Annotated in this window: 19 protein-coding genes and 1 tRNA gene; 1 reads left to right on the forward strand and 19 read right to left on the reverse strand. The window is 44.5% G+C overall.

The window, feature by feature from the left end; all coding sequences use genetic code 11:
• Nucleotides 1-55: 55 nt before the first annotated feature.
• The 9 genes from KU855_RS05390 to KU855_RS05430 all read right to left on the reverse strand — a co-directional run bounded on the left by KU855_RS05390 (nucleotide 56) and on the right by KU855_RS05430 (nucleotide 8671).
• Nucleotides 56-1045: an amidohydrolase family protein gene (locus KU855_RS05390; RefSeq protein ID WP_218529275.1), complete on the reverse strand. Its 990-nt coding sequence runs from the start codon at nucleotides 1043-1045 to the stop codon at nucleotides 56-58.
• A gap of 24 nt (nucleotides 1046-1069) precedes the next feature.
• Entirely contained in the window at nucleotides 1070-1612 is a 543-nt protein-coding gene (locus KU855_RS05395) for a 3-hydroxyanthranilate 3,4-dioxygenase (protein ID WP_218529276.1), read from the reverse strand.
• A gap of 14 nt (nucleotides 1613-1626) precedes the next feature.
• Entirely contained in the window at nucleotides 1627-2067 is a 441-nt protein-coding gene (locus tag KU855_RS05400; RefSeq protein ID WP_218529277.1) for a RidA family protein, read from the reverse strand.
• The gene (locus KU855_RS05405; RefSeq protein WP_218529278.1) at nucleotides 2057-2860 is read right to left on the reverse strand and encodes a 2-keto-4-pentenoate hydratase; all 804 of its coding nucleotides are present in this window, start codon (nucleotides 2858-2860) and stop codon (nucleotides 2057-2059) included. The genes KU855_RS05400 and KU855_RS05405 overlap by 11 nt, the downstream gene beginning before the upstream one ends.
• A 16-nt stretch (nucleotides 2861-2876) precedes the next feature.
• Entirely contained in the window at nucleotides 2877-3914 is a 1038-nt protein-coding gene (gene dmpG / locus KU855_RS05410) for a 4-hydroxy-2-oxovalerate aldolase (RefSeq protein WP_218529279.1), read from the reverse strand.
• A gap of 10 nt (nucleotides 3915-3924) precedes the next feature.
• Nucleotides 3925-4884: an acetaldehyde dehydrogenase (acetylating) gene (locus KU855_RS05415; RefSeq protein ID WP_218529280.1), complete on the reverse strand. Its 960-nt coding sequence runs from the start codon at nucleotides 4882-4884 to the stop codon at nucleotides 3925-3927.
• Nucleotides 4885-4887: 3 nt separating this feature from the next.
• On the reverse strand, nucleotides 4888-5679 hold the full coding sequence (gene mhpD, locus KU855_RS05420; RefSeq protein WP_218529281.1) for a 2-keto-4-pentenoate hydratase: 792 nt from the start codon (nucleotides 5677-5679) through the stop codon (nucleotides 4888-4890).
• A 9-nt stretch (nucleotides 5680-5688) separates the two neighbouring features.
• On the reverse strand, nucleotides 5689-7179 hold the full coding sequence (locus KU855_RS05425) for a 2-hydroxymuconic semialdehyde dehydrogenase (protein WP_218529282.1): 1491 nt from the start codon (nucleotides 7177-7179) through the stop codon (nucleotides 5689-5691).
• A gap of 154 nt (nucleotides 7180-7333) precedes the next feature.
• Nucleotides 7334-8671: an alginate export family protein gene (locus tag KU855_RS05430; RefSeq protein WP_218529283.1), complete on the reverse strand. Its 1338-nt coding sequence runs from the start codon at nucleotides 8669-8671 to the stop codon at nucleotides 7334-7336.
• Between the two features lie 217 nt (nucleotides 8672-8888).
• Here KU855_RS05430 and KU855_RS05435 point away from each other — a divergent pair, with 217 nt between their 5' ends.
• Nucleotides 8889-9839 carry a LysR substrate-binding domain-containing protein gene (locus KU855_RS05435; protein ID WP_218529284.1) on the forward strand — a complete coding sequence of 317 codons (951 nt, stop codon included), beginning with the start codon at nucleotides 8889-8891 and terminating at the stop codon, nucleotides 9837-9839.
• A gap of 56 nt (nucleotides 9840-9895) precedes the next feature.
• Here KU855_RS05435 and KU855_RS05440 read toward each other — a convergent pair whose 3' ends face one another.
• The 10 genes from KU855_RS05440 to KU855_RS05485 form a co-directional block, all read right to left on the reverse strand.
• Complete coding sequence (locus KU855_RS05440) at nucleotides 9896-12238, reverse strand: TonB-dependent receptor (protein ID WP_218529285.1); 2343 nt, start codon at nucleotides 12236-12238, stop codon at nucleotides 9896-9898.
• 226 nt (nucleotides 12239-12464) lie between these two features.
• Nucleotides 12465-13883, reverse strand: coding sequence for a sodium-dependent transporter (locus KU855_RS05445; protein ID WP_218529286.1), 1419 nt, complete (start codon nucleotides 13881-13883; stop codon nucleotides 12465-12467).
• A 49-nt stretch (nucleotides 13884-13932) separates the two neighbouring features.
• Nucleotides 13933-15171, reverse strand: a complete 1239-nt coding sequence (gene kynU, locus KU855_RS05450) for a kynureninase (protein WP_218529287.1) — start codon at nucleotides 15169-15171, stop codon at nucleotides 13933-13935.
• 204 nt (nucleotides 15172-15375) lie between these two features.
• Nucleotides 15376-17172, reverse strand: a complete 1797-nt coding sequence (locus KU855_RS05455; protein ID WP_218529288.1) for a hypothetical protein — start codon at nucleotides 17170-17172, stop codon at nucleotides 15376-15378.
• Between the two features lie 494 nt (nucleotides 17173-17666).
• A tRNA-Ser gene (locus KU855_RS05460) sits at nucleotides 17667-17757 on the reverse strand.
• Between the two features lie 412 nt (nucleotides 17758-18169).
• Entirely contained in the window at nucleotides 18170-18943 is a 774-nt protein-coding gene (locus KU855_RS05465; protein WP_218529289.1) for a class I SAM-dependent methyltransferase, read from the reverse strand.
• Between the two features lie 12 nt (nucleotides 18944-18955).
• A complete protein-coding gene (locus KU855_RS05470) occupies nucleotides 18956-19384 on the reverse strand; it encodes a GFA family protein (RefSeq protein ID WP_218529290.1) in 429 nt (142 codons plus the stop codon).
• Between the two features lie 146 nt (nucleotides 19385-19530).
• A complete protein-coding gene (locus tag KU855_RS05475) occupies nucleotides 19531-19953 on the reverse strand; it encodes a hypothetical protein (protein ID WP_218529291.1) in 423 nt (140 codons plus the stop codon).
• Nucleotides 19954-20225: 272 nt separating this feature from the next.
• Nucleotides 20226-20651 (reverse strand): hypothetical protein, encoded by a 426-nt coding sequence (locus tag KU855_RS05480; protein ID WP_218529292.1) that lies wholly within the window; start codon nucleotides 20649-20651, stop codon nucleotides 20226-20228.
• Between the two features lie 18 nt (nucleotides 20652-20669).
• A complete protein-coding gene (locus KU855_RS05485; RefSeq protein WP_256260888.1) occupies nucleotides 20670-21356 on the reverse strand; it encodes an LruC domain-containing protein in 687 nt (228 codons plus the stop codon).
• Nucleotides 21357-21500: the final 144 nt, after the last annotated feature.

Consider the following 21500-nt stretch of genomic DNA (forward strand, 5'->3'; position numbering starts at 1 on the left):
CAGCTAGCTCATTGTTGTTAATGAGCTAGCTGTTTAAATGGCCATTATGGAATATTTACAAGTTAAAGAAGGATATTGCATTACCGCCTAAAATTCTTGCACGACCTTGTTCTGATAATGCTTGCTCACGCACTAACTTACCTACGGTTTGTTCACCCAAAGGAAATGGCGAATCAGAACCAAGTAAGACCCGTTCTTCACCCATCACTTTAATCAGTAACGCTAACGCATCGGGATCAAACACTGCTGAATCAACAAAAAAGCGGTTAAGGTAAGACGATGGTAATTCCGGACAATCTTCACGAACGATATCTCGATGGCGCCAAGCATTATCTACCCGCCCCATTAAATAGGCAAAACTGCCCCCACCATGCGCAAAACAAATCTGTAAATTAGATGAAATCCGCTCGAATGCGCCCGATAAGATCAACGACATGATTGATAAATGTGTCTCTGCCGGCATAGCGACTAACCATTGCATCATGTATTTTTTCATCCGCTCCGTGCCCAGCATATCCCAAGGATGAACCAACACCGGAATATTCTCACCGGCACAGTGCTGTAAAAAAGTCACTAAGCCTTCATCATCTAAATTTTTATTACCCACATGATTACCAATTTGAACCCCAATGTGGCCATTCGCCATCGCCCGTGATACTTCGCGGCAAGAGGCATCAATGTCTTGCAGAGGCACTTGCGCTAACGCCTTTAATCGCTGCGGATTATGCTGACAAATCTCCAGCGCGAGATCGTTAAAAATCTGCGCACACTCTTGTGCTTGGTAAGCAGGCCTGTCATAACTAAATAACACAGGAGTCGCACTCATTACTTGAATATCGACCCCATCACGATCCATTTCTTCAAGACGAATTGCGGGATCCCACAAGGCTTGATACACAGGTCTGAACTCGGTATCACCTAGCATGATCATTGCTTTACCTGCTTCAGTATGTCGCATCCATGGCCAATTCGGGCTACCAAATTTTGCCGCGAGATCTGGCCATTGCTTTGGAATAAAATGTGTGTGCATATCCACGACTGTCATAACAAATATCCTCTAACTTAACGGTTATTGACCCGCAGGGTGTACTACCCCACATTGAGGACAAGTTCTAAGAGACAGGTCATTGGCAAACATGGCAAATATGGGCGGTAAATCAGTCGCAATATTTTCCAGTAACACTTCTGTTCGATGGATCAAGCTATGACATTCTTGGCAATACCATTCAAAACCATCCTTAGCGCCAGTGGCACGCTTGGGCTCAATCACTAGGCACAAGCTCCCTGGTTCTGGCCGCTGTGGGGAGTGGCGAACATGAGGTGGCAATAGAAAAATATCGCCTTCTTTCAAATGTACCTCTTCAGGACCGTTACTGGTCATGATGCGTAAATAGGCGTTGCCTTTAAACTGGTAAAAGAATTCTTCAACTGGATCATCGTGATAATCGAAGCGGGCATTGGGGCCTCCAACCACAGTGACCATCAAATCAGCATTTTCCCAGATCAAAGCATTATTGACCGGGGGTTTCAGTAGATGCTCATGTTCGGCTAACCATTGTTGGAAATTGAATCCCATTAATCGACTTGCACTACTAATCAGTTCTGTGGCCATGTTCCTAATTCCTTTTAGTTGTTGTTCACTGGCGTATGCTCGACGACTGGACAATAAGCAATGGCTTTTATTTCTATCAATAAGTGTGGATGCGGTAATTGATGCACCGCCACAGTGGTACGACTAGGTCCATGTTCATCAAAAAATTCACTATACACTTGGTTATAGCCACAAAAATCATCCATGTTGACCAAAAACGTTGAAATTTCAACCACATCATCAAGACTGGATCCAGCACATTCAAGAATATCGGCAATATTGTGGATCACAGCCCTAGTCTGCACAGCTATATCCAATCGCGTAGTACCGAGGTCGTCGACATCCACCCCATCGAAGCTATTATCAAGTCGACGGCTACTGGTGCCTGAGACAAAGATAAAGTCACCGGCGCGTTTGTAATGAGGGAACGTTCCTCGCGGTTTAGCTTTAGTGGCAATCACTTCACTATTTTTCATCGTCACCTCCCATTTCGGATGCTGATGTTGTCAAGCTTACGCTCCCTAACGATTCGGTGATTAAATGAATGTATTGGCCTGGGTGCAACGGTTCTGCCGCAGTAGCAGCCCCGGCTAATACAATACTGCCAGCCGCTAAGGTTTGGCCGGACTCACCGGCAAGGCGAGCAGCAGCGACTAGCGATCGCCAAGGATTACCTAATATGGCGGCACTCGAACCAATTTGTACGGCTTTTCCATCGATTTCCATCACCATACCAATATTAGACAGAGAGCGTTCATTACTGTGCCAAGAACCTAAAATCACCCCTGATGATGAGCAATTATCGGCCACCACATCTTCGAGAGAAAAAGAGAAATCACAATAGCGAGAATCAATGATTTCTAAAGCAGGCGCGACCGCGTCCACAGCAGCTTGCGCTTCTAGCAAGCTGATCTGACCCGATATTGATTTTTTCAATCGAAAGGCTATCTCAGGCTCAATACGCGGATGTATAAACCGGGATAAATCAATCTCACCGCCTTCAGGGATCATCATGGCATCGGTCAACGGCCCCCAAATCAAGTCATCAACCCCCATCTGTAGCATTTTAGCGCGACTGGTAAACCCCATTTTTATACCAATGACTTGTTCACCTCTCTCTAGGCGCATAGCCACAGAGGCAGCTTGAACTTGATACGCTTCCGCCAAAGTTAATTTAAAACCTTGCTTTGATAATTGCTGTATCGGCTGCCTTTGATAAGCCGCGGTATCAACCATTTGTGCCAATTCGTTACATAATTCTGTATTCATTTGCCTTCCTTTAGCTCTAATTCTTTGTTGTAGCAGCTTTTTTATTTGCTCTATTCACTAAATCTAAAGCGACATCAACAATCATGTCTTCTTGCCCACCAACCATAGCCCTGCGGCCTAATTCCACTAAAATTGAGCGAGTATCAAGGTTATATAAATTGGCGGCGGTTTCAGCATGACGTAAAAAGCTTGAATAGACGCCGGCATAGCCTAAAGATAAGGTTTCTTTATCTACTTGAACTGGCCTGTCTTGCAGCGGTCTGACTAAGTCGTCCGCGGCGTCCATCAACGCAAATAAATCACAACCATGCTGCCACCCCATGCGATCGATGGCCGCAATGAACACTTCTAATGGTGCATTGCCAGCACCCGCTCCCATCCCAGACAGCGAGGCATCGACGCGCGTCACACCATGTTGAACGGCCGCAATCGAGTTGGCGACTCCCAGTGACAAATTATGGTGGGCGTGGATGCCAATTTCGGTACAGGGGTTGAGTATCGCTTTAAATGCTGTGACTCGTGCCGCGATATCATCCATATTCATCGCACCGCCCGAATCCACTACATACACAGTTTGTGCACCATAAGATTCCATTAATTTAGCCTGTTTCGCTAACTTCTCAGGGCTACTCATATGCGACATCATCAGAAAGCCAGTGGTATCCATACCAAGTTCTCTTGCATATTCAATATGTTGTTTAGATATATCGGCTTCGGTACAATGCGTTGCCACACGCACAGAACGTACACCGGCATCCCAAGCCCACTTCAAGTCTTGTTTGATAGCAATTCCCGGTAAGATCAGCGTGGTCAACTTAGCGGTATGAATGACAGAGGCAGCCGCCTCAATCCACGCTTTATCAGTATGAGCTCCAAAGCCATAATTCATACTCGACCCACCTAAGCCGTCACCGTGCGCGACCTCGATAGCATCAACACCTGCAGCATCCAGCGCCTTGGCAATTTGCTGTACTTGATCAAGTGAATATTGATGACGAATGGCATGCATCCCGTCCCGTAAGGTGACATCTTGGATATATAGTTTTCTATCCATTATTTTTCTCCTACTGGGAAATAAATTTACGTTGAACAATCTGCTCGGCAGTTCCGAGTGCAGCAGAGGTCATAATATCGAGGTTGCCGGCATAGGCGGGTAAGTAGTGAGCCGCACCTTCAACTTCAAGGAATACTGACACCTTAATCCCAGGCATCCTGCCAATATCTGGCATGTGCAGTCCTGCTGGGGAATCGTAACGCTCAAATTGAACCTGTTGCTTTAACCGATAACCAGGAACATAGGCTTGCACTGCACTGACCATTTCTGCGATAGATGCAGCGATTTCCTCAATGCTGGTTTGATGCTTTTCTGGTAAGGCCGCAAAAGCAAATACGGTATCGCGCATGATCATTGGCGGCTCTGCAGGATTAAGCACTATGATGGCCTTACCTTCAGTTGCACCACCGACCGTCTGAATCGCTTTCGCGGTAGTTTGAGTAAACTCATCAATATTGGCTCGTGTACCAGGACCTGCAGAACGAGACGAGACTGACGCAATAATTTCTGCATAATGCACTGGTAATAGACGGCTAATGGCAGCAACAATTGGAATAGTCGCTTGTCCACCACATGTCACCATGTTGACATTAGTCGCCTCTAAGTGTTGATCAATATTGACCACAGGTACCGTATAAGGACCAATCGCGGCAGGTGTAAGATCGATAACTTGCTTACCGTATTGCTGAAGCACTTGGTTATGCTTGATATGCGCTTGAGCTGAGGTAGCGTCAAAAACTATCTTAATTTCAGAAAATTGCTCCATAGCGACCAAGCCATCAATCCCGTCGCTGGTAATGGCCACCCCCATTCGCTCAGCGCGAGCAAGTCCGTCCGAGGCGGGATCTATTCCTACCATCACTGCCATGTCCAAATGCTGCGATGTGGTAAGAATTTTGATCATCAGATCGGTACCGATATTACCTGAGCCTATGATGGCTACTTTCACCTTTTGTGGATGATTTGCCATGAATTATGCCTCCTTGCCAAAACCAATTCTAACTGAGCCTAAACCGTTAATACGGGCTTCAAATCGGTCTCCAGCGACCGCAGGCACCATGGGACCTAAGGCGCCTGTCAAGATGGTATCTCCCGCTTTTAAACCTTGTCCACGTGAGGCAAACGTGCGAGATACCCACAAGGCCGCATTTAGTGGATGGCCCAGGCAAGCTTGACCCGCGCCGACAGATACTGGCTCGCCCTTACGAGTCATCACCATCCCACACAAACGTAAATCAAGTTGGTCTAATTTTTTAGGATGATTTCCAAGAACATACATTCCCGATGACGCATTATCGGCAATCGTATCCAGAATATTGATATTCCAGTTGGCAATGCGACTGCCGACGATTTCGATGGCGGGTAACACAAATGCTGTGGCACGGATGAGATCCGTCATCGTCGGTTGTTCCATGGTTAGGTCATGTTCAAGCACTAAGGCAACTTCTGCTTCGACTTTTGGCTGAAGCACCTTATTTATCACAATATCATCGCCATCGGCGATGGCCATATCAGCATATAATCCGCCAAAATCAGGCTGATTGACCCCTAACTGCTGTTGTACCGATTGTGACGTTAAACCAATTTTACAACCAACCGAACGCCGCCCTTGATCACCCCAGAATTGTCGATTAATTTGCTGTACTTGATAGGCTGCATCGATGCCACCAACACTAATTAAATCGCGGATGGGATCACAAGCAATCCCTGTGGCTTCAGCCTCACGTAAACGAGCAGCCACCTGTTGCAGTTGTTCTCTTGTCATGAGGGTTCCTTATAATTTAATGCAGATGTTCATTGGTTCAGAGTAAAAGCTCAAAGAATGCACTCCCCCTTCTCGACCTAAGCCAGATAGCTTGACTCCGCCGAAGGGCGTTCTTAAATCCCTTAAATACCAAGTATTTACCCACGTAATACCCACATCCATTTGTTGCGCTACTCTATGAGCTCGCGATAAATTTTGAGTCCATACCGTGGCAGCTAAACCGTATTCAGAGTTATTCGCTAACTCAATGGCCTGCTGTTCAGTGTCAAACGGACTGATGTGACAAATCGGACCAAACACTTCCTGACGTTGTAATTGGCTGGACTCGCTTAAACCAGTAAAAATACTTGGCTCTACAAAGGCACCTTGATCGCGCTCATCACCAAAACTAGGCACGCCACCACCACACACCACTTCGGCCCCATCTGCTTTGGCACTATGAAAAAATGCCAACACTTTATTGCGATGTTGATGAGAAATCAGTGGGCCCATGTCCGTGTCATGATCCGTTGGCCAACCAATTTTTAAAGCTTCTGCTTTCGCTTTCATGGCCGCGACAAATTGTGGATAAATACTGCGCTCAACATAGACTCGTTCGGTGCATAAACATACTTGTCCTCCGTTGGTAAACACTGAGCGACAAGTTCCCTCTACGGCGGCATCAAAATCAGAGTCAGCAAAAATAAGCGCAGCGTTTTTACCGCCTAACTCAAAGGATAAAGACTTAACGCCATCTGCAGCAGCGCGCATAATTGCGCTCCCCGTTTTCGATTCACCTGTAAAGGTCACCGCGTCAATTCCAGTATGCTGAGTCAACATGGCGCCAGTTGAATTCTCCCCGAACCCATGCAGCAAATTGAATACCCCTGGAGGTATCCCCGCGGCATCCATGACCTCCGCCAACAACGTTGCTGTTGCCGGCGTTTCTTCGGAAGGCTTAACCACAACTGTGTTACCTGTTGCTAATGCCGGAGCTAATTTCCACGTGAGTAATAGCAGTGGTAAATTCCAAGGCGCAATCACCGCGACGACGCCTAACGGCTTATTGACCGAATAATTTAAGGCGCCTAAACCATCGGGGGTAGCAGTATGAAAACATTCAGATGCTTGGGCTTTTACAAGATCAGCAAATACTCTGAAATTAGCGGCGCCTCTTGGAATATCTATGGTTTTAGCTTGATTAAGTGACTTGCCTGTATCAGCCATCTCGGCCGCGACAAACTCATCGAATCGAGCTTCAATACCATCAGCAACTTTGTGAAGTAAGGCGCAACGTTGGGCTAAACTCATCTGTTGCCATTCGCCTTTCAACGCCGTGCGCGCCGCAGCTACCGCGGAGTCAACCAGTTCTTGATTAGCTTCACTAACTTGGTTGATTCGCTGGCCATTGACGGGGTTTATATTATCGAAATACAGCTCACTATCGACAAACTCACCATTAATGTAGTTCTTTAAAATGCCCCCAGCATGAGGGAGTGGCGAGAAGGTTGCTGATTGCATAAATCCATCCTAACATCAGTGAACTTGGGGCTAAATGCCCACCAAGTATTAACATTGTTAGGATGACTTTACGCTTGAGCGTCATAATAGGAAAATAACAAAAGAGGACTCTGAAATAACAAATTATATATAACTGAACTTCTATGTGTATTCACTAAAAGAAGTATCTCATTTCAGCGTAAGCCATAAACATGTTGGCATTTGTGCCACTAAACGCCGCGCCAGGCTGAAACCAACCAAGATCAAGTTCCAGCACCAAATTATTAATATGCCGATAACTGACGATTAAGTCGACTTCTTGGCCCAAACGAGTATCCAAGCCATTAGGAGCCCGCTTGATACCATAGCCATAGAAGGTTGTAGCCGGTTGATCTTGTCGATATTCATGCCAAAGAAGTTCAATGGAACTATCCGATGAAGGCCGCAGTCTCAAGCCAAGCGTCGCGATATTGATATTGGATAATTCTGGCTTAACAATTTCACCATAATATTTGAGCTTGGCACCGCCCTCACCTAACCACCCTGTATTAAGTTGTAATCCTGTTTGTCTAAAACGTTGGTCTTGATGTTGACTGTTGGTATCACCACTGCCATGAGCATAACTGACGATAAATCGATGATCGTTTCCGTTTAACCAACTCAAAGCCAGCGGTTTTAACATGGGATCCAAAGGTAGCAATACGCCCACATCAAAACCAATGCCATCGATGTCTCTTGAAGCTTCTACACCTCGATGACGTCCACTGGCATAGGCTATCTCATACCAATATCCAACGCCTTGATTGCTAATTGAAGAAGCTAAGTGACCTTGACCTCGAAACCCCAATAGCAACAGCTGTTCTGAAATTGTGTCGGCGTTTATATTTTGCTGATATCGATTTAGTAAATATCCGGCCCCTTGGTGGTCACCGTGGTTGGTAACTAATTGAACAAAGTGATAATCAGCTCCTGTGTTATAAACAACATCCAATAAATTAATTGGTAACCATGCTTGTTTAGCCAAAGCAAACTGAAGTTGCCACTGCCACGCTTCGACATGAAATGTCCACTCACCATGCAAGCCATCTAAACTATCGTGAAATAAAAAACCCCGATTGTCTTCGTAGTATTGTCGTCCAAGGCGTAAGTTGAATAGGTCATGATCTTCAAACCAAATAAAATTGGCTGATTTCATCGACAGTTGACTATTATTTTTCGAGGTGGTCGATACGAAAGCCTGTTGCCATTCTAAATCCACAAATACGCCAAACTGCTCCGTGGCCCTGATATTTATGCCTAAAGTAAGCTCATTCGCTAAATACTCAATATTGTCGGCCTCTATATTGAGGTTTCCATTAGGTTTACTCCCCGATTGAACAACCCATTCCCCTCCCCAGCTTATCCATGGATAGCCGCTTAGCGATTGATACATGACGTTGCGGGCTGAGAAAGGCAAAGAGGAAGCCATTAATGTGTCTTCTTTGGTGTTTACCTGATCATTTGCAATCAGCATTGAGTGATTCAATATGAGTAAACAGAGAAGAACATAGAGCGTTAACATAAACCTTGAGTAATACCTAAATCTTGACAGCACTCATTACCTCGAAAGGAAATCTGATATGGTTTGAGAGTACAAATGATAGGCATATATAAAAAATAACAGTTCGACTTCACACTATACACAAAATGTTATATCGTATTGACAACATTGGCACAGCGGAAAAATTACCATGGATCCCACTCAACTAGAACGGCACTTAGTTTCTCGACTAAAGTTTAAATATCTCAGATTATTAGTGACCGTTGGTGAAGAACAGAACATTTTTCGCGCAGCGCAGATCCTAAATATGGCGCAGCCGGCTGCCACCAAAATTATTCGGGATATTGAAGACATCTTGGAAATTAAATTATTTGACCGCTCATCGCGAGGTGTGGTGCCGACCCTATACGGGGATGTACTAATTAAGCATGCCAAGTTAATTTTATCGCAAGTCAAACATGCGAGCGAAGAACTATCTTCGTTGCAAGGTGGCCTATCAGGAAGAGTCACCGTTGGAACCCTATTAGCAGCCAGTGCCATTCTATTACCGAAAGCCATCGCCAAACTCAAACGAGATTGTCCTGATATATCAGTGGTCATTATTGAAGGCACACCTGATAAATTGATGTCAGCGCTAAAAATCAATGACATTGATATTGTTGTCGGCCGAATATCTGATATCAATGATGAAGAGCAACTAGTAAATGAAACCTTGTACCATGACCCATTCTCGCTGGTAACTCGCATCGGTCATCCCGCTCTGCAGCAGCCGAATCTTACTTTAAAAGCCTTACTTGACTATGAATGGATCTTGCCGCCAAAAGAGACTCTGTTGCGAAAAGAAATCGAAGATGTATTTCATCGTGAAGGATTAAATGTACCCGTTAATGCCACTGAATCAGTTTCTATATTGGTTAACCGAACTTTATTACAAGAAACCGATATGATCTCAATTTTACCCAATGAAGTGATTAAGAGTTATGAAGCCATTGGTATGCTTAACAGACTTCCGATTGATCTTCACTGTGAAGCCGGCGCCATTGGCATCACCACTAGGGAAAACCGTGAGTTACCTCCCGTATGTCAAAGCTTGCTCAAGGCCTTACGCCAAGAAGCTCAATCCTTAGGTGATTCACTTTAATCTATTTAATAGCCAAAAAAGGCGCTTATTTGCGCCTTTTTACTGGTGATTAACCTTTAAAAGTTATACGTCAGAGTCACTCCAAACGTTCGAGGTGCTTTATAAGCGTTATAAACAGTATCATCCCATGCGGTATATAAGGTGGTTGAGCCAATGTTTAGTTCGTCAGTTAAGTTTTTACCCCATACTTGCACGCTCCAAACATCATTGAAGTCTCGTAACATCAAGACCAAATCTAAAGTAAACTCAGCATCAACCTTGGTTAAAGGATTGTTCGAGTTATCAAAAAAATACTCATCTTGATATTGATAATTTATATAAACACTGGCGTCGCCTAAGTTTTGCCACTCCCAATCATAGGTCGCATTAATATTAAACATATGCTCAGGGGTACGACGCATCTTATTGCCATTGAGATTCTTATCATCAACCAATAGATCTTCAGTGAATTTGGCATCTAAATAGCCATAACCTAAATTAAGAGACAATTGATCGGTAATTAATACAATGGCTTCCAATTCCAAGCCTTGTGCTCGACCACTACCGTTCATTACTTGTAGATTTGGCGGCGTATTTTCGCCAGTTTCTACCCAAACTTGATTTTGTATATCGGTGTATTCCGTATGGAAAATGGCGCCATTAACTCTCACCTTGTCTTCAAAACCTTGGGTCTTGAAACCGACTTCATTGTTCCAAGCGATTTCAGGCTTAAATGGAGTAATTGCTTCGATGGCTTTTTCCATGCCTTCGCCATTAAAACCTCCCGCCTTATAGCCTTTGGCTAATGAGTAATATAGAAACACGTCTGGATTAAGCTGATATTCTAGATTTAAGCTTGGAGTCCATTCAGCCCATGATGCAGAAGTAGAAAAATCATATCGTTCAACGCGATTACCCTCTAAATCTTCATGCAGGTTATCCCAGTTATCAAAACGTCGTCCCCAAGCTGCACCGCTAAAGTCTTTATCGTCTTGGCTCCATCGTAAACCCGCGGTCACTGTAAAGTCATCAGTAAACTCATAGGCTAATTGCCCAAATACCGCATAACTGTCAGATATTGACTCTGTGGTATTAGCAACATTGCCTGCGGTGGTTCCCCACTGCGTATGAAACCAATAGTCGACATCTTCGTAGCGGGAAATATCTTCGCGCATCCAAAATACACCTGCCAACCAGTCCCACTTTTCTACATCTCCAGCTAAACGAATTTCTTGAGAATATTGCTTAGAGGCTTCTTTTTTACGTGATAACCATTCATCATCCGGTTGTAACGCCGCCAACTCAGCATCCGAGCTTACGGTATTATCTGCAGGGTCCCCCCAAGGATCGAATACCTGACCGCGATCGACAAGTCCTGCGGCAGCATTCTCATAAAAATCATAATCATTACTGCGCATTGCAGTAATCGAAGTGACAGCACCAAATGATGTAAACCAATCAACTTGCGCACTAAAGTTATAACTATCAGCATCTTCAAAACCATCAATACTATTATAGTCTCGACGAGGATCATCGCTAATAAATGCCGCGTTACGCCCCTCACTGTAACCTATATGCTTGACTCTTGGGGTGCCCTCCGCAGTCGATGCGCCTGCAGTAAACAACACGTCAACGTCATCACTCGCTTCCCACAGTAACTGACCGCGAGCTGAATAGCGGGTCAAATCATCAGCATCGACTCCCGTATAAAGATTTTGGCCATACCCGTCTCTTGACGTTGCACTAACGGCAATTTTCCCAGCAACTTCATCGGACAAGCCACCAGTAACAAAAGCCTTGGTTTCCCATAATCCATAATTGCCTAATGACAACTCAGCACTACCGGTTGGATCACCAAACTCCGGGCGTCTGGTGATAAAGTTAATGGCGCCGCCCACCACATTTTTTCCATACAACGTGCCTTGTGGTCCCCGCAATACTTCAATACTTTGCAAATCAAATAAGTCCATGGCAGCCCCAGTGCCACGAGAAATATACACCCCATCAACATACATACCGATTGCCGCAGCGGCTCCAGCACTCTCTATATCGCTACCAATTCCGCGCATGAACAATTCAGGTTCACTCGCACTATAGGCATTCATCTGAAATCCAGGGGTGCGTTCAGCAATATCGTTTAAACCTTCCACGCGAGACTCTTTAATTTGCTCTGCACTAAAGGCGCTTATCGCTATTGGCGTTGATTGCAAGCTTTCGACCTTATGGCGCGCTTGCACTTCAATCACTTCAATTCCCTTGGTCTTGATGGCTTTTTCCTGTGTTTGCTCATCTTTTGCCAAGGCACTACTTGAGATAGCTAATGAAATAGCTAAGGCCAAAGGCGTAAGCCCTTGTGGCATCCTTGAAAAAGTTCGATGGTGTAGTTGCTTGGCTTGCTGATATTGTGCCGAATGGGTCATCTGTTTGCTCCCCCAACCTTGGGTGTTGTTGTTATGTATCCAGATGAGAAAACTACCTATTAATCACTCACCCCTAATCTAAACCTAAGGGAGTGACGCGCTGGTTAGAAATATTTCTTTGACCAATTGTTATATGAAAAAAACTATATCAAATATGCATAATTAACTTAAATAGCCATGACACTGTAAACAGTGTCATGGCTATCACCTGAATTGATCGACTTACTTAGCTTGTCACTAAAGAGACGAAGACAATGACTAACCCAATGGGGGCGACAAATCGGATTAACACGGACCACAAGCGATAGGCTGATGGATATTGAGCACCATCCAGTTCGGAGGCAGTAATTGCTTTAGGTAAAATCCAGCCAACAAAAATGGCCACAAAAATACTGCACAACGGCATCATTAAGGTAGTGATAAAATAATCGAATAGGTCAAAAAATGTTTTGTTATTAAAAGTATCAATGAAGGACAAGGGGTACACATTTGCGAATACATTAAAAGATAACACTGACAACAACCCCAATAACCAGCTGACCGCACCGACAACCATGGCAGCGGTCGCTCGACTCAATTCACTTCGCTCTCTTAGCCAAGCGACCGCACACTCCATCATAGATATTGCAGATGTCAGCGCAGCAAAAAACAGCAACATAAAAAACACTGGCCCAATAATTTCCCCTCCTGGCATCTGACCAAAAGCATACGGCAATGCCATAAACACCAGTCCAGGCCCGCCACTGGGAGGTAAGCCAATTGCGAACACTATAGGAAAAATCGCCATCCCTGCTAATAACGCCACTAAGGTGTCAGCACTGATGATCACCATCGATGCTTTAGGAATAGAGGTTGATTTATTAAGGTACGCGCCATAAGCCATCAAATTTGTGATCCCAACACCGATAGAGAAAAATGCTTGGCCGACAGCTTCAATGACGACATCACTGCTAATTTTTGAGAAATCAGGCACAAATAAAAAGCGTAAACTTTGACTAAATTCACCCGTTACCCCAGCATAAATTACCATCACAATCAAAAGCATAAATAATGCTGGCATTAAGAGTTTAACCGCTTTCTCAACCCCCGCTTTTATCCCTTTTGCAGAGACCATCACTGTGATCACCAAAAAACTAGTCGCCCACATTAATAACTGAGATGCACTGGCATTTATTCCATCAAATGTTTGTTGGATAGCCATTTGATCAAGCCCCGCCATCCTTCCAGAACCAGATTGAAATACATAAGCTAAAGTCCAACCACCGACGACTGAATAAAATCCGAAAATAATAATCGCGGCAATCACGCCAAATAATCCCATCCAGCGCCAGTGCCGTGACGCTTTAGCTTCTGTTGCGACCGCCAAAATGGCATTTGGAGGACTTAACTGCCCACGCCGCCCCACCAATAATTCGGCCATCAAGATCGGAAGCACTACCAGCACTACCGCCAAGATATAGATAAATACAAATGCTCCGCCACCGTTTTCACCTGCAGCATAAGGAAAACGCCAAATGTTTGCTAAGCCAACGGCTGAACCGACAGCGGCCATAATAAAACCAGCTTTTGATGACCATTGTTCATGACCACCACTATGGCTAGTTACCGAGGTTTGATTAGAGCTGGATGTGCTGGTTACTGACATATAAAATCCTTTTTATCACCAAATAGTTAAGATTCTTAAAGGATCTGACTTAAGTGACTGTTTGCCGTTGATGGTATTTTGCTAACTGCCATGTTTGCTCTGTCATAATAGATTTGAGCTTCATCACTGCGTCCCACACATCTACATACCTTAAGTACAAAGGCGTTAAACCAAAACGTAAGATATCCGGCGCACGAAAGTCACCGACAACACCCGCATCAATTAAGGCTTGCATAATGGCGTAACCTTGGTCGTGACGAAGTGCCACTTGGCTACCACGAGTATGATCTCGGGGAGAGACCAGTTCGAAGCCGTAATCACCACAATGATGTTCGAGGAGTTCAATAAAAAGATTACCTAAGGCTAAGGATTTTTGTCGAACTTGTTTGATATTGGCGCGAGTCGCGATTTCAATCCCCACCTTCGAGACCGCCATCGTAATGATAGGTTGGGTGCCAGTTAACATTTGATGAATACCTGTAGCCGGACGGTAATCACGCTCAAAATTAAATGGCGCTTGATGCCCCCACCAACCAGTTAACGGTTGTAATGCCGCACCATGGTGACGTTTAGCGGCAAAAATAAACGCCGGACTTCCTGGGCCGCCATTGTAATATTTGTACGTACAACCAATGGCAAAATCTGCCTGACATGCATTTAAATCAACGTCCATCGCTCCCGCACTATGGCAGAGATCCCAGACGGTCACAGAACCAACTTCATGAGCTTTACTGGTAATATCCATCATTTCCAGTACCCGCCCAGTTTTATAATGTACTTGGGTCAAACACACCACGGCAATGGTGTCATCAATGGCAGAAACAATGTCCTCTCCCTCGGCGAAAATAATCTCATACGACTCGCCTAATAACTTTATCAAGCCTTGAATGGTATAGTTATCGGTCGGAAAATTACTGCCTTCCATTAGAATTTTATAACGCTTAGGCTGCAGCATTAAAGCCGCTGAAACCACTTTAAATAGATTAATACTGGTGGAATCTGTCATGACGACTTCGCCAGGTTCAGCGCCAATAGTTGGTGCCAGCATATCGCCAATATCGGTGGCCATTTGAAACCAACCGTGGGCATTCCAGCTTTTGACTAGATCAATTCCCCATTGAGCAGTCACGACCTCAGCTGCTACCGTTAGGGCTTTTTTAGGCATTGCACCCAGCGAGTTACCGCAGAGGTAAATACTGTCAATTGGGAGTTGGAATTCATCACGGAATACTGCGAGGGGGTCATCAAGATCAAGTCGTTGGCAATCTTGGCGGCTAAGGTTATTCATATTGACTGCACTCCAATATAAGATGTTAGGTAACATCTTTATTTTTATGATTATTATTGGATATTAACCAGTCAAGTTTTAACTTAAAAATAACATTAATGTCAAATGCTATAACAAATTTATTATATGAAGTTGAGGCAAGCTACCGCCCAAAAAAAACCGTTGGCCTAAGCACAACGGTTTATGTTAATTGACAACAAAGCATTACAGCTTATTACTGCCGTTTTCATTTGCTGAAATAACTTTATCCGCGGGTCTTTTTGGCCAAGGTCGCGTCGGTGCCGTTAACCTCGGCTCCCCTAGCACAGGGCTTGAAAGCGCATACATACCATGATTAGTAAATAACCAAAAAATATTACGGTCATATTCTACGTATACCCCATGAGATAAATTACCCATCGCAAAATCAGGTACCTTATCTTTTTTAAATGGTGGCACAAAATACGCTGAAATCTCTGGTTTTGAGGGATCGCTGACGTCAAACACTTGCAAACCTGCATTATAGAAATTAAACGGCAGTAATCCTTGTCGAGATCCCCCTGGTTGCGTGTAATAGCCCGTGCGTTTAGGGCCAAAACTACCCTTACGCTGACAAAAGTCTGCGAATGTTGCCTCTTTAGGAGGTGCTGGGCGCGGCAATACTCCGATTTTCTTAGGCTGAGTGGGTGAACTGACATCAATCATGTGAACATCTTTATAAGGCTCGAAGCAATCCTCATTTAATGGATACCCACTAAAATAGACTATGCCTGTTTGTTCCACTTGAGACACATCGATAAAATCACCTTCAGTCCCAGCCACACTAGGCTCAAAATTTAAATGGCTAACAATTTTCATCTCCAAGGGATCCGATATATCCACCACGTAAAATCCCAATCCCCCCATCGCCGCATAACCATATTTGCCACCCTGCTCAACCGGTGTCGGTATAAATAACGACATTCGCGCCCCCATCCAAGAGGTTCGATTACCCGCTCTAGGATTAGCTAAATAGGCTTGTTGGTGGGATTTATCCGAAATGATTTGGCCTGGCACAGTCAACTGATCTAAAAATTTAGGATTTGCGGGATCTGACATATCCCATGATTGATATCCCGCTGAATACAAATCATTGCCATATTCAGTCAGTGCATAACTTGCATCGGGAGCTGCGGCGACAAACATGGTATTGCCACCAAACCACGCTGGAATATCGCGGACCCCTGAACCTTGCTGCTGGCCAATTTTAGCATCAGGTCGTTTGATATCAGTGGTACGTTCAGCAATTAAGGTCCAATCACTAGGCAAAGGACCATTCATTTCGTAAACTTTAAATCCTTTCAAATGATTTGCATTACGTATTTTATTAACTTTATCGGGTTGAGTAAATTTATCTTTGAGTAATCCAAAGCGTCTAATTTCAAACGCTTGAACCATGACATATTTTTGTTTTGCATCACTCCACTGAATAGATGCCGCACCAAACATATCATCCTCGGCATAAGGGTTAACCTCTTCGCCTTCAGGGCCATTGGGTCCCCATTGTTTACCCCTGGTATATATCACTTTGACATCATTAACTTCGGTAATATCGAAAATTTTTAGTTCACGTCTCACATATTGGTAGAGGTAACGGCGCCCATCGAAATCGACTATATTTTGCCATGTATGAAATGGCTCTACCGTAATGGGATAATAAGCCTCTACCTTCATATTTTTAATGTATTGCTTATCGTCCCATTCGTTCAACATGCCTTCGAAAGGTTTATTCTCATAGGTATGATATGTCGATGAGGGATGAATAAAACTGCCATCGTCTTGCATGCCATAGCTGTCTTTATCCGGATCAACTGGTTGTTTGTTGCCCGTTAACCCTACGAGCGTTTGTAATAAGTTATCCTCAATCTTATCTGACTGCTGACCGCCTGCCACGACGGAGCTAGTCAATAAACAACTCAGCAGCGTCACGGATAAAGCCGAATGCACAAAACGTGAATGTGTCAATTTTAGGGTTGCAACCATAGTGTAACTCCTTGCAAAATGCGACTATCCCTTTGAATTAAATTATTAAACAACATGCCCAGTGTAAGTTGGCAGCCAATCACCATACAATAATAAATGGATAGGTTGACATAATAAATTAGATATACCAGCTGACAACGTGAATTGAATACTCTGAATTTAAGCTGGTAACAACGGATGGGATTGCTGAGAAAGGAAATGAGTCAATCATGTGAGGGAGACAATTTGGCCGTCACGCCCTTCTTTTTAGGATCAACCAAAAACTGTCGGTCACACAATTAACGAGCAACATAGTCTGCCATTTACAGACATCTATGCAAACAGAATGATTCATGTGGACATGTTCAATATTTTCGCTGCTGCAAAAGATAGTAGCGTTGGCCTAATTAGTTCCGGCTCAAACTGGCGTTCATGGTAAGAATAACTATCACGGTGATCTCTGGTGGCCAGATGCAAAAAAGGCCGCTGATATCAGCGGCCTTTCTCGACGAATTTGGCGGAGGAGCAGGGATTTGAACCCTGGATAGGCTATAAACCTATGCCGGTTTTCAAGACCGGTGCATTCAACCACTCTGCCACCCCTCCGTTGGTGCGCATATTACCTAGGTCAGTGGGGGCTGTAAATCCTTTTTTTAAAATAATGAACTAATTGAACAGTTTGCAGCCAAAATTAGCTTTTTGACAGCGCACCCCTTGCCACAAGCTTATTATTCACCCCATTTAGCACCGTGGCTGCATCAAAATATCACCATTTAATGACCCAACGCGCCTCCCCACCTCAACCGAGTGACGTCAATACAAAGGAAGAGTTTTGCGACAATTTGCATCATCACCAAGGAGGTAATAACCCTGCAATTCAGCCTAAAATCATCGGTAAAATCGACTATCTGATGACCAAGGTATCATAAAACAAACTATTGCCATTAATCTATTGGCGTCGTTATCGTAAACACTAAGTCACACTTGATGAGCTAAGCTGGGCATTACCCGGCTTTTTTTATTGAGCCTTGGTCGCACTAATCGAATACAACAATGGGATATTTTTTCCTTGGTAAAGCGCCTGATATCCCCCCTGTTCAATGGCTTCTAAATCATCGGAGCACGGATAAGGGCTATAAGGATGTTCTCCGACATGGTCGATCACTAACCCAGCGTTAATCAGGGCGCCAATCACCTCGGCTAAACTATGACTCCAAGTGGCAATGGGCATAGTGTCATCAAGTGCATTGTCAGTATATGTCCCCTCTTCTTCGAGGTCGGCATGAGCCTTAGGAAAATAATCATAGCCAGATAACAACTCATGGGCGGGATGAAACTCCACCAGCACTAATCGGCCCCCTGGGACTAACGCCTTAGCAATCGTTTGTGCCCAGCTATCTAAACAAGCCAACCAACATAAAACGCCATAGGACGTAAACACCAGATCAAACTCGGGTTTGACTGTATCGCCAAAACGATAAACATCGGCTTCGGTAAAATCGGCTGTCAGTGATAATTGTTGTGCTAATTGCCTTGCTTGATGAATAGCCTCAGTGGAGAAATCAACCCCAGTCACTCGTGCTCCTAGTCTTGCCCATGACAAACTATCCAAACCAAAATGACACTGCAAATGCAGTAGATTTTTATCTATTACCTCCCCCATTAAGCCTAACTCTATCGGGTTTAGCGATGAGCGGCCTTGGATAAAGCCATCAACATCGTAAAATCGAGAGTGCACATGAATGAGGGTCCGCTTATCCCAAGCGGCTTTGTTTAACGCACTATAATCCATCGTCCGTATCCTTTACCTATCTCGCTGGCTTGCAAAGTAGGCCATGATTTGTTCTGTCGTCATCTCTTTGGTTTGATTAGAGAAACAATAATAACTAGGTCGAGCGTCACTGAAATATTGTATCGCCATCTCAAATTCCAACTCGGTTAAGTGGGCAAACAAGCCCACGGGTACATTATATTCTCCGGTTTGATTAAGCCGATAAAACAAATGGGTACCGCATTCAGAACAGAAACCACGACTGGCCCACGACGATGAGGCATATTGGCTAATCTTGTGTTCGTGTTCAAACACTATGTTCACACCACAGCGCATGGCAAACAATGGCCCGCCGCCCCAAGTACGGCAAGTGTGACAATGACAAACCGTAAACTTTGGGTCTACCTGCTCTGCCGTGATCTTTACTGCACCACAAAGACATGTCGCTGTAACGTTCGACATAACTATCATTCCTTTTTGGTTAATTCTAACCCACGTACTCCATACGCCCGCGGGCGAGTCGATCACCTCACACATTAACGAGGACTTATTGCCATGCCGTTCTACAGCTAGGCCACTCAAGGGCGCCGATCTGCGACTGCGCTTTGTTAGCTTTGGCGAGGGGCAATCAATAATGGTTTTTTATTGGCTTTATCTGTGGCTGGCTTACCAAAATAACGCACCCCTTGATACACCCACCAAGCCCGAAGAGCGTTCATTCCATCTTGCTTGCACAGGGTCTGCAATAAACGGTCAGCTTTATCTTTATAGTGATTGGCATCTATCAGCTCATGGCGCATCAATTGATATAGGGCGTCATGCACCAGAGAGCCACGCATAAAATCTAAGGTATCGATAGTGGGGCCTGAAGGTCCATCCCATGCATACCCTCGCTGGATGGTGAGCTCACCATTGGCTTGCAGCACAATGAAGTCCGTGGTGATACACTCAGATGGTTTAATACAAATATTGACAATATAAGTTTGATTTAACTGATATTTGTATCCTGCTTTATAAGCAATACAGTCCATATTTATCCGCCTTGCGTTCAACGACTCCTCAATGATTACCGCCATCGTGATAGGGATGACATGTTGCAATGGTTAACATGCCACATTCAATTAATAATGCAAAGGACCGTTTGCAGGTTGGCCACTGAGCCCCACGAGCTAACGACACCTGAGCTACACGACACCTATGCTAACCGACAGAAGATGATGATGGCGGTGAAAGGATAAACAACAGCCCTATGCAGTGGATTTACTCGCCTAGGGCTGTGTCTTGATTGCAGTGAATTGGGCGATTACCAAAACCACGTATCTGCAGCGCGATCGAACGTTTGAACTATTGGCGGGGTGACATCATAAAACCAAATTTCTGCGAGCACTGGGCCCTCATCATTAACGAAGGGAAACACACTGGACGCGGTGCCATTAACTAAGGACATGGCGATAATGCGACTATCATAGACGGGTAACAGCTCGCAATTTTCCAGTTGATGATATTGGCTATACGAAGATAAAAACGCTCGCTGGGTTGAATAACTACTGATATCGACGTCTAAACTCTGCTCCTTCACTGGTTGGAAATCAAAGCCCACTGGCGCCACCAAATCGCCGGTACTTTCAGGCACCGGCGCAGCATCCGGGATCACCACAGTCTCACTCTCACTGCCGCCACCACAGCCAACTAACAGCAAGATACACACTAAGTAAGTTAATTTATTCATCTCAATGTCCCTCGTTCGTTAATAGCATTGGGCTGCGACAGCATTTTCACCTTTAAACCACAAAATTTGGGAATTACCGCCACTGACCGTATATTCTTCAAAATTTGGATAAGCTTTGAGTAAATCGACCCGCTCTAAGGGCCAAGCCCACGTTTCTGGAAGCATCAAGGCCCATGGCAAATTATTGGCCGTTTTGAAGTATTTACCACTGGCGGGATCAGAATCATCCACGCTTTTACCCATGATGTTAACCGTGTCAAATTTTTCTGTAGGCGATTGATCTGCGAGATGGATTTCAAGACTACGTCCGGGATGATTGGGTAAGTCATCGCCATGATAGGTCCCAGGGGTAGCAAAAATGAAGGGATCATACGGCATGGGCGGCAACCCAAGAGTGTCTGCCCCCGCAGCAATCCCTATATTAAGCTCAAACTCAAGGTTAATGTCTTCGCGACAAGTCGCTTGGGTCCTAAAGTATTGGCAATTATATCCCGCATCGGCATTCAAATTTTCACTAATAACAAAACTCGCTTCAGTCATATCCAATTCTAGGCCGCTATGAGCTTGACGCTGGCCATTGATAGTCAAGTAAGTGAGCTCGCCATTTATCGCTGTCAAATCAACATTGGGCAAACGAATAGCAAAACCGTTTTGATAACTCGCCCCTATTGCTGCCAATTTCCCAGACACTTTAATTTTCGCCAATACATCATCTTTATAAGGGCGTTGTTTCCTAAATCATTGAACTAATCATCAGAACCACGATCAGATCATTAGAACTTTGAGATGGGTGACGATGATGGGTAAGGCAAAGTACAAAATCAGCAACTGGAAGCAATATAACCAAGC

The organism is Shewanella sp. NIFS-20-20, from assembly GCF_019209865.1.
GTDB lineage: Bacteria > Pseudomonadota > Gammaproteobacteria > Enterobacterales > Shewanellaceae > Shewanella.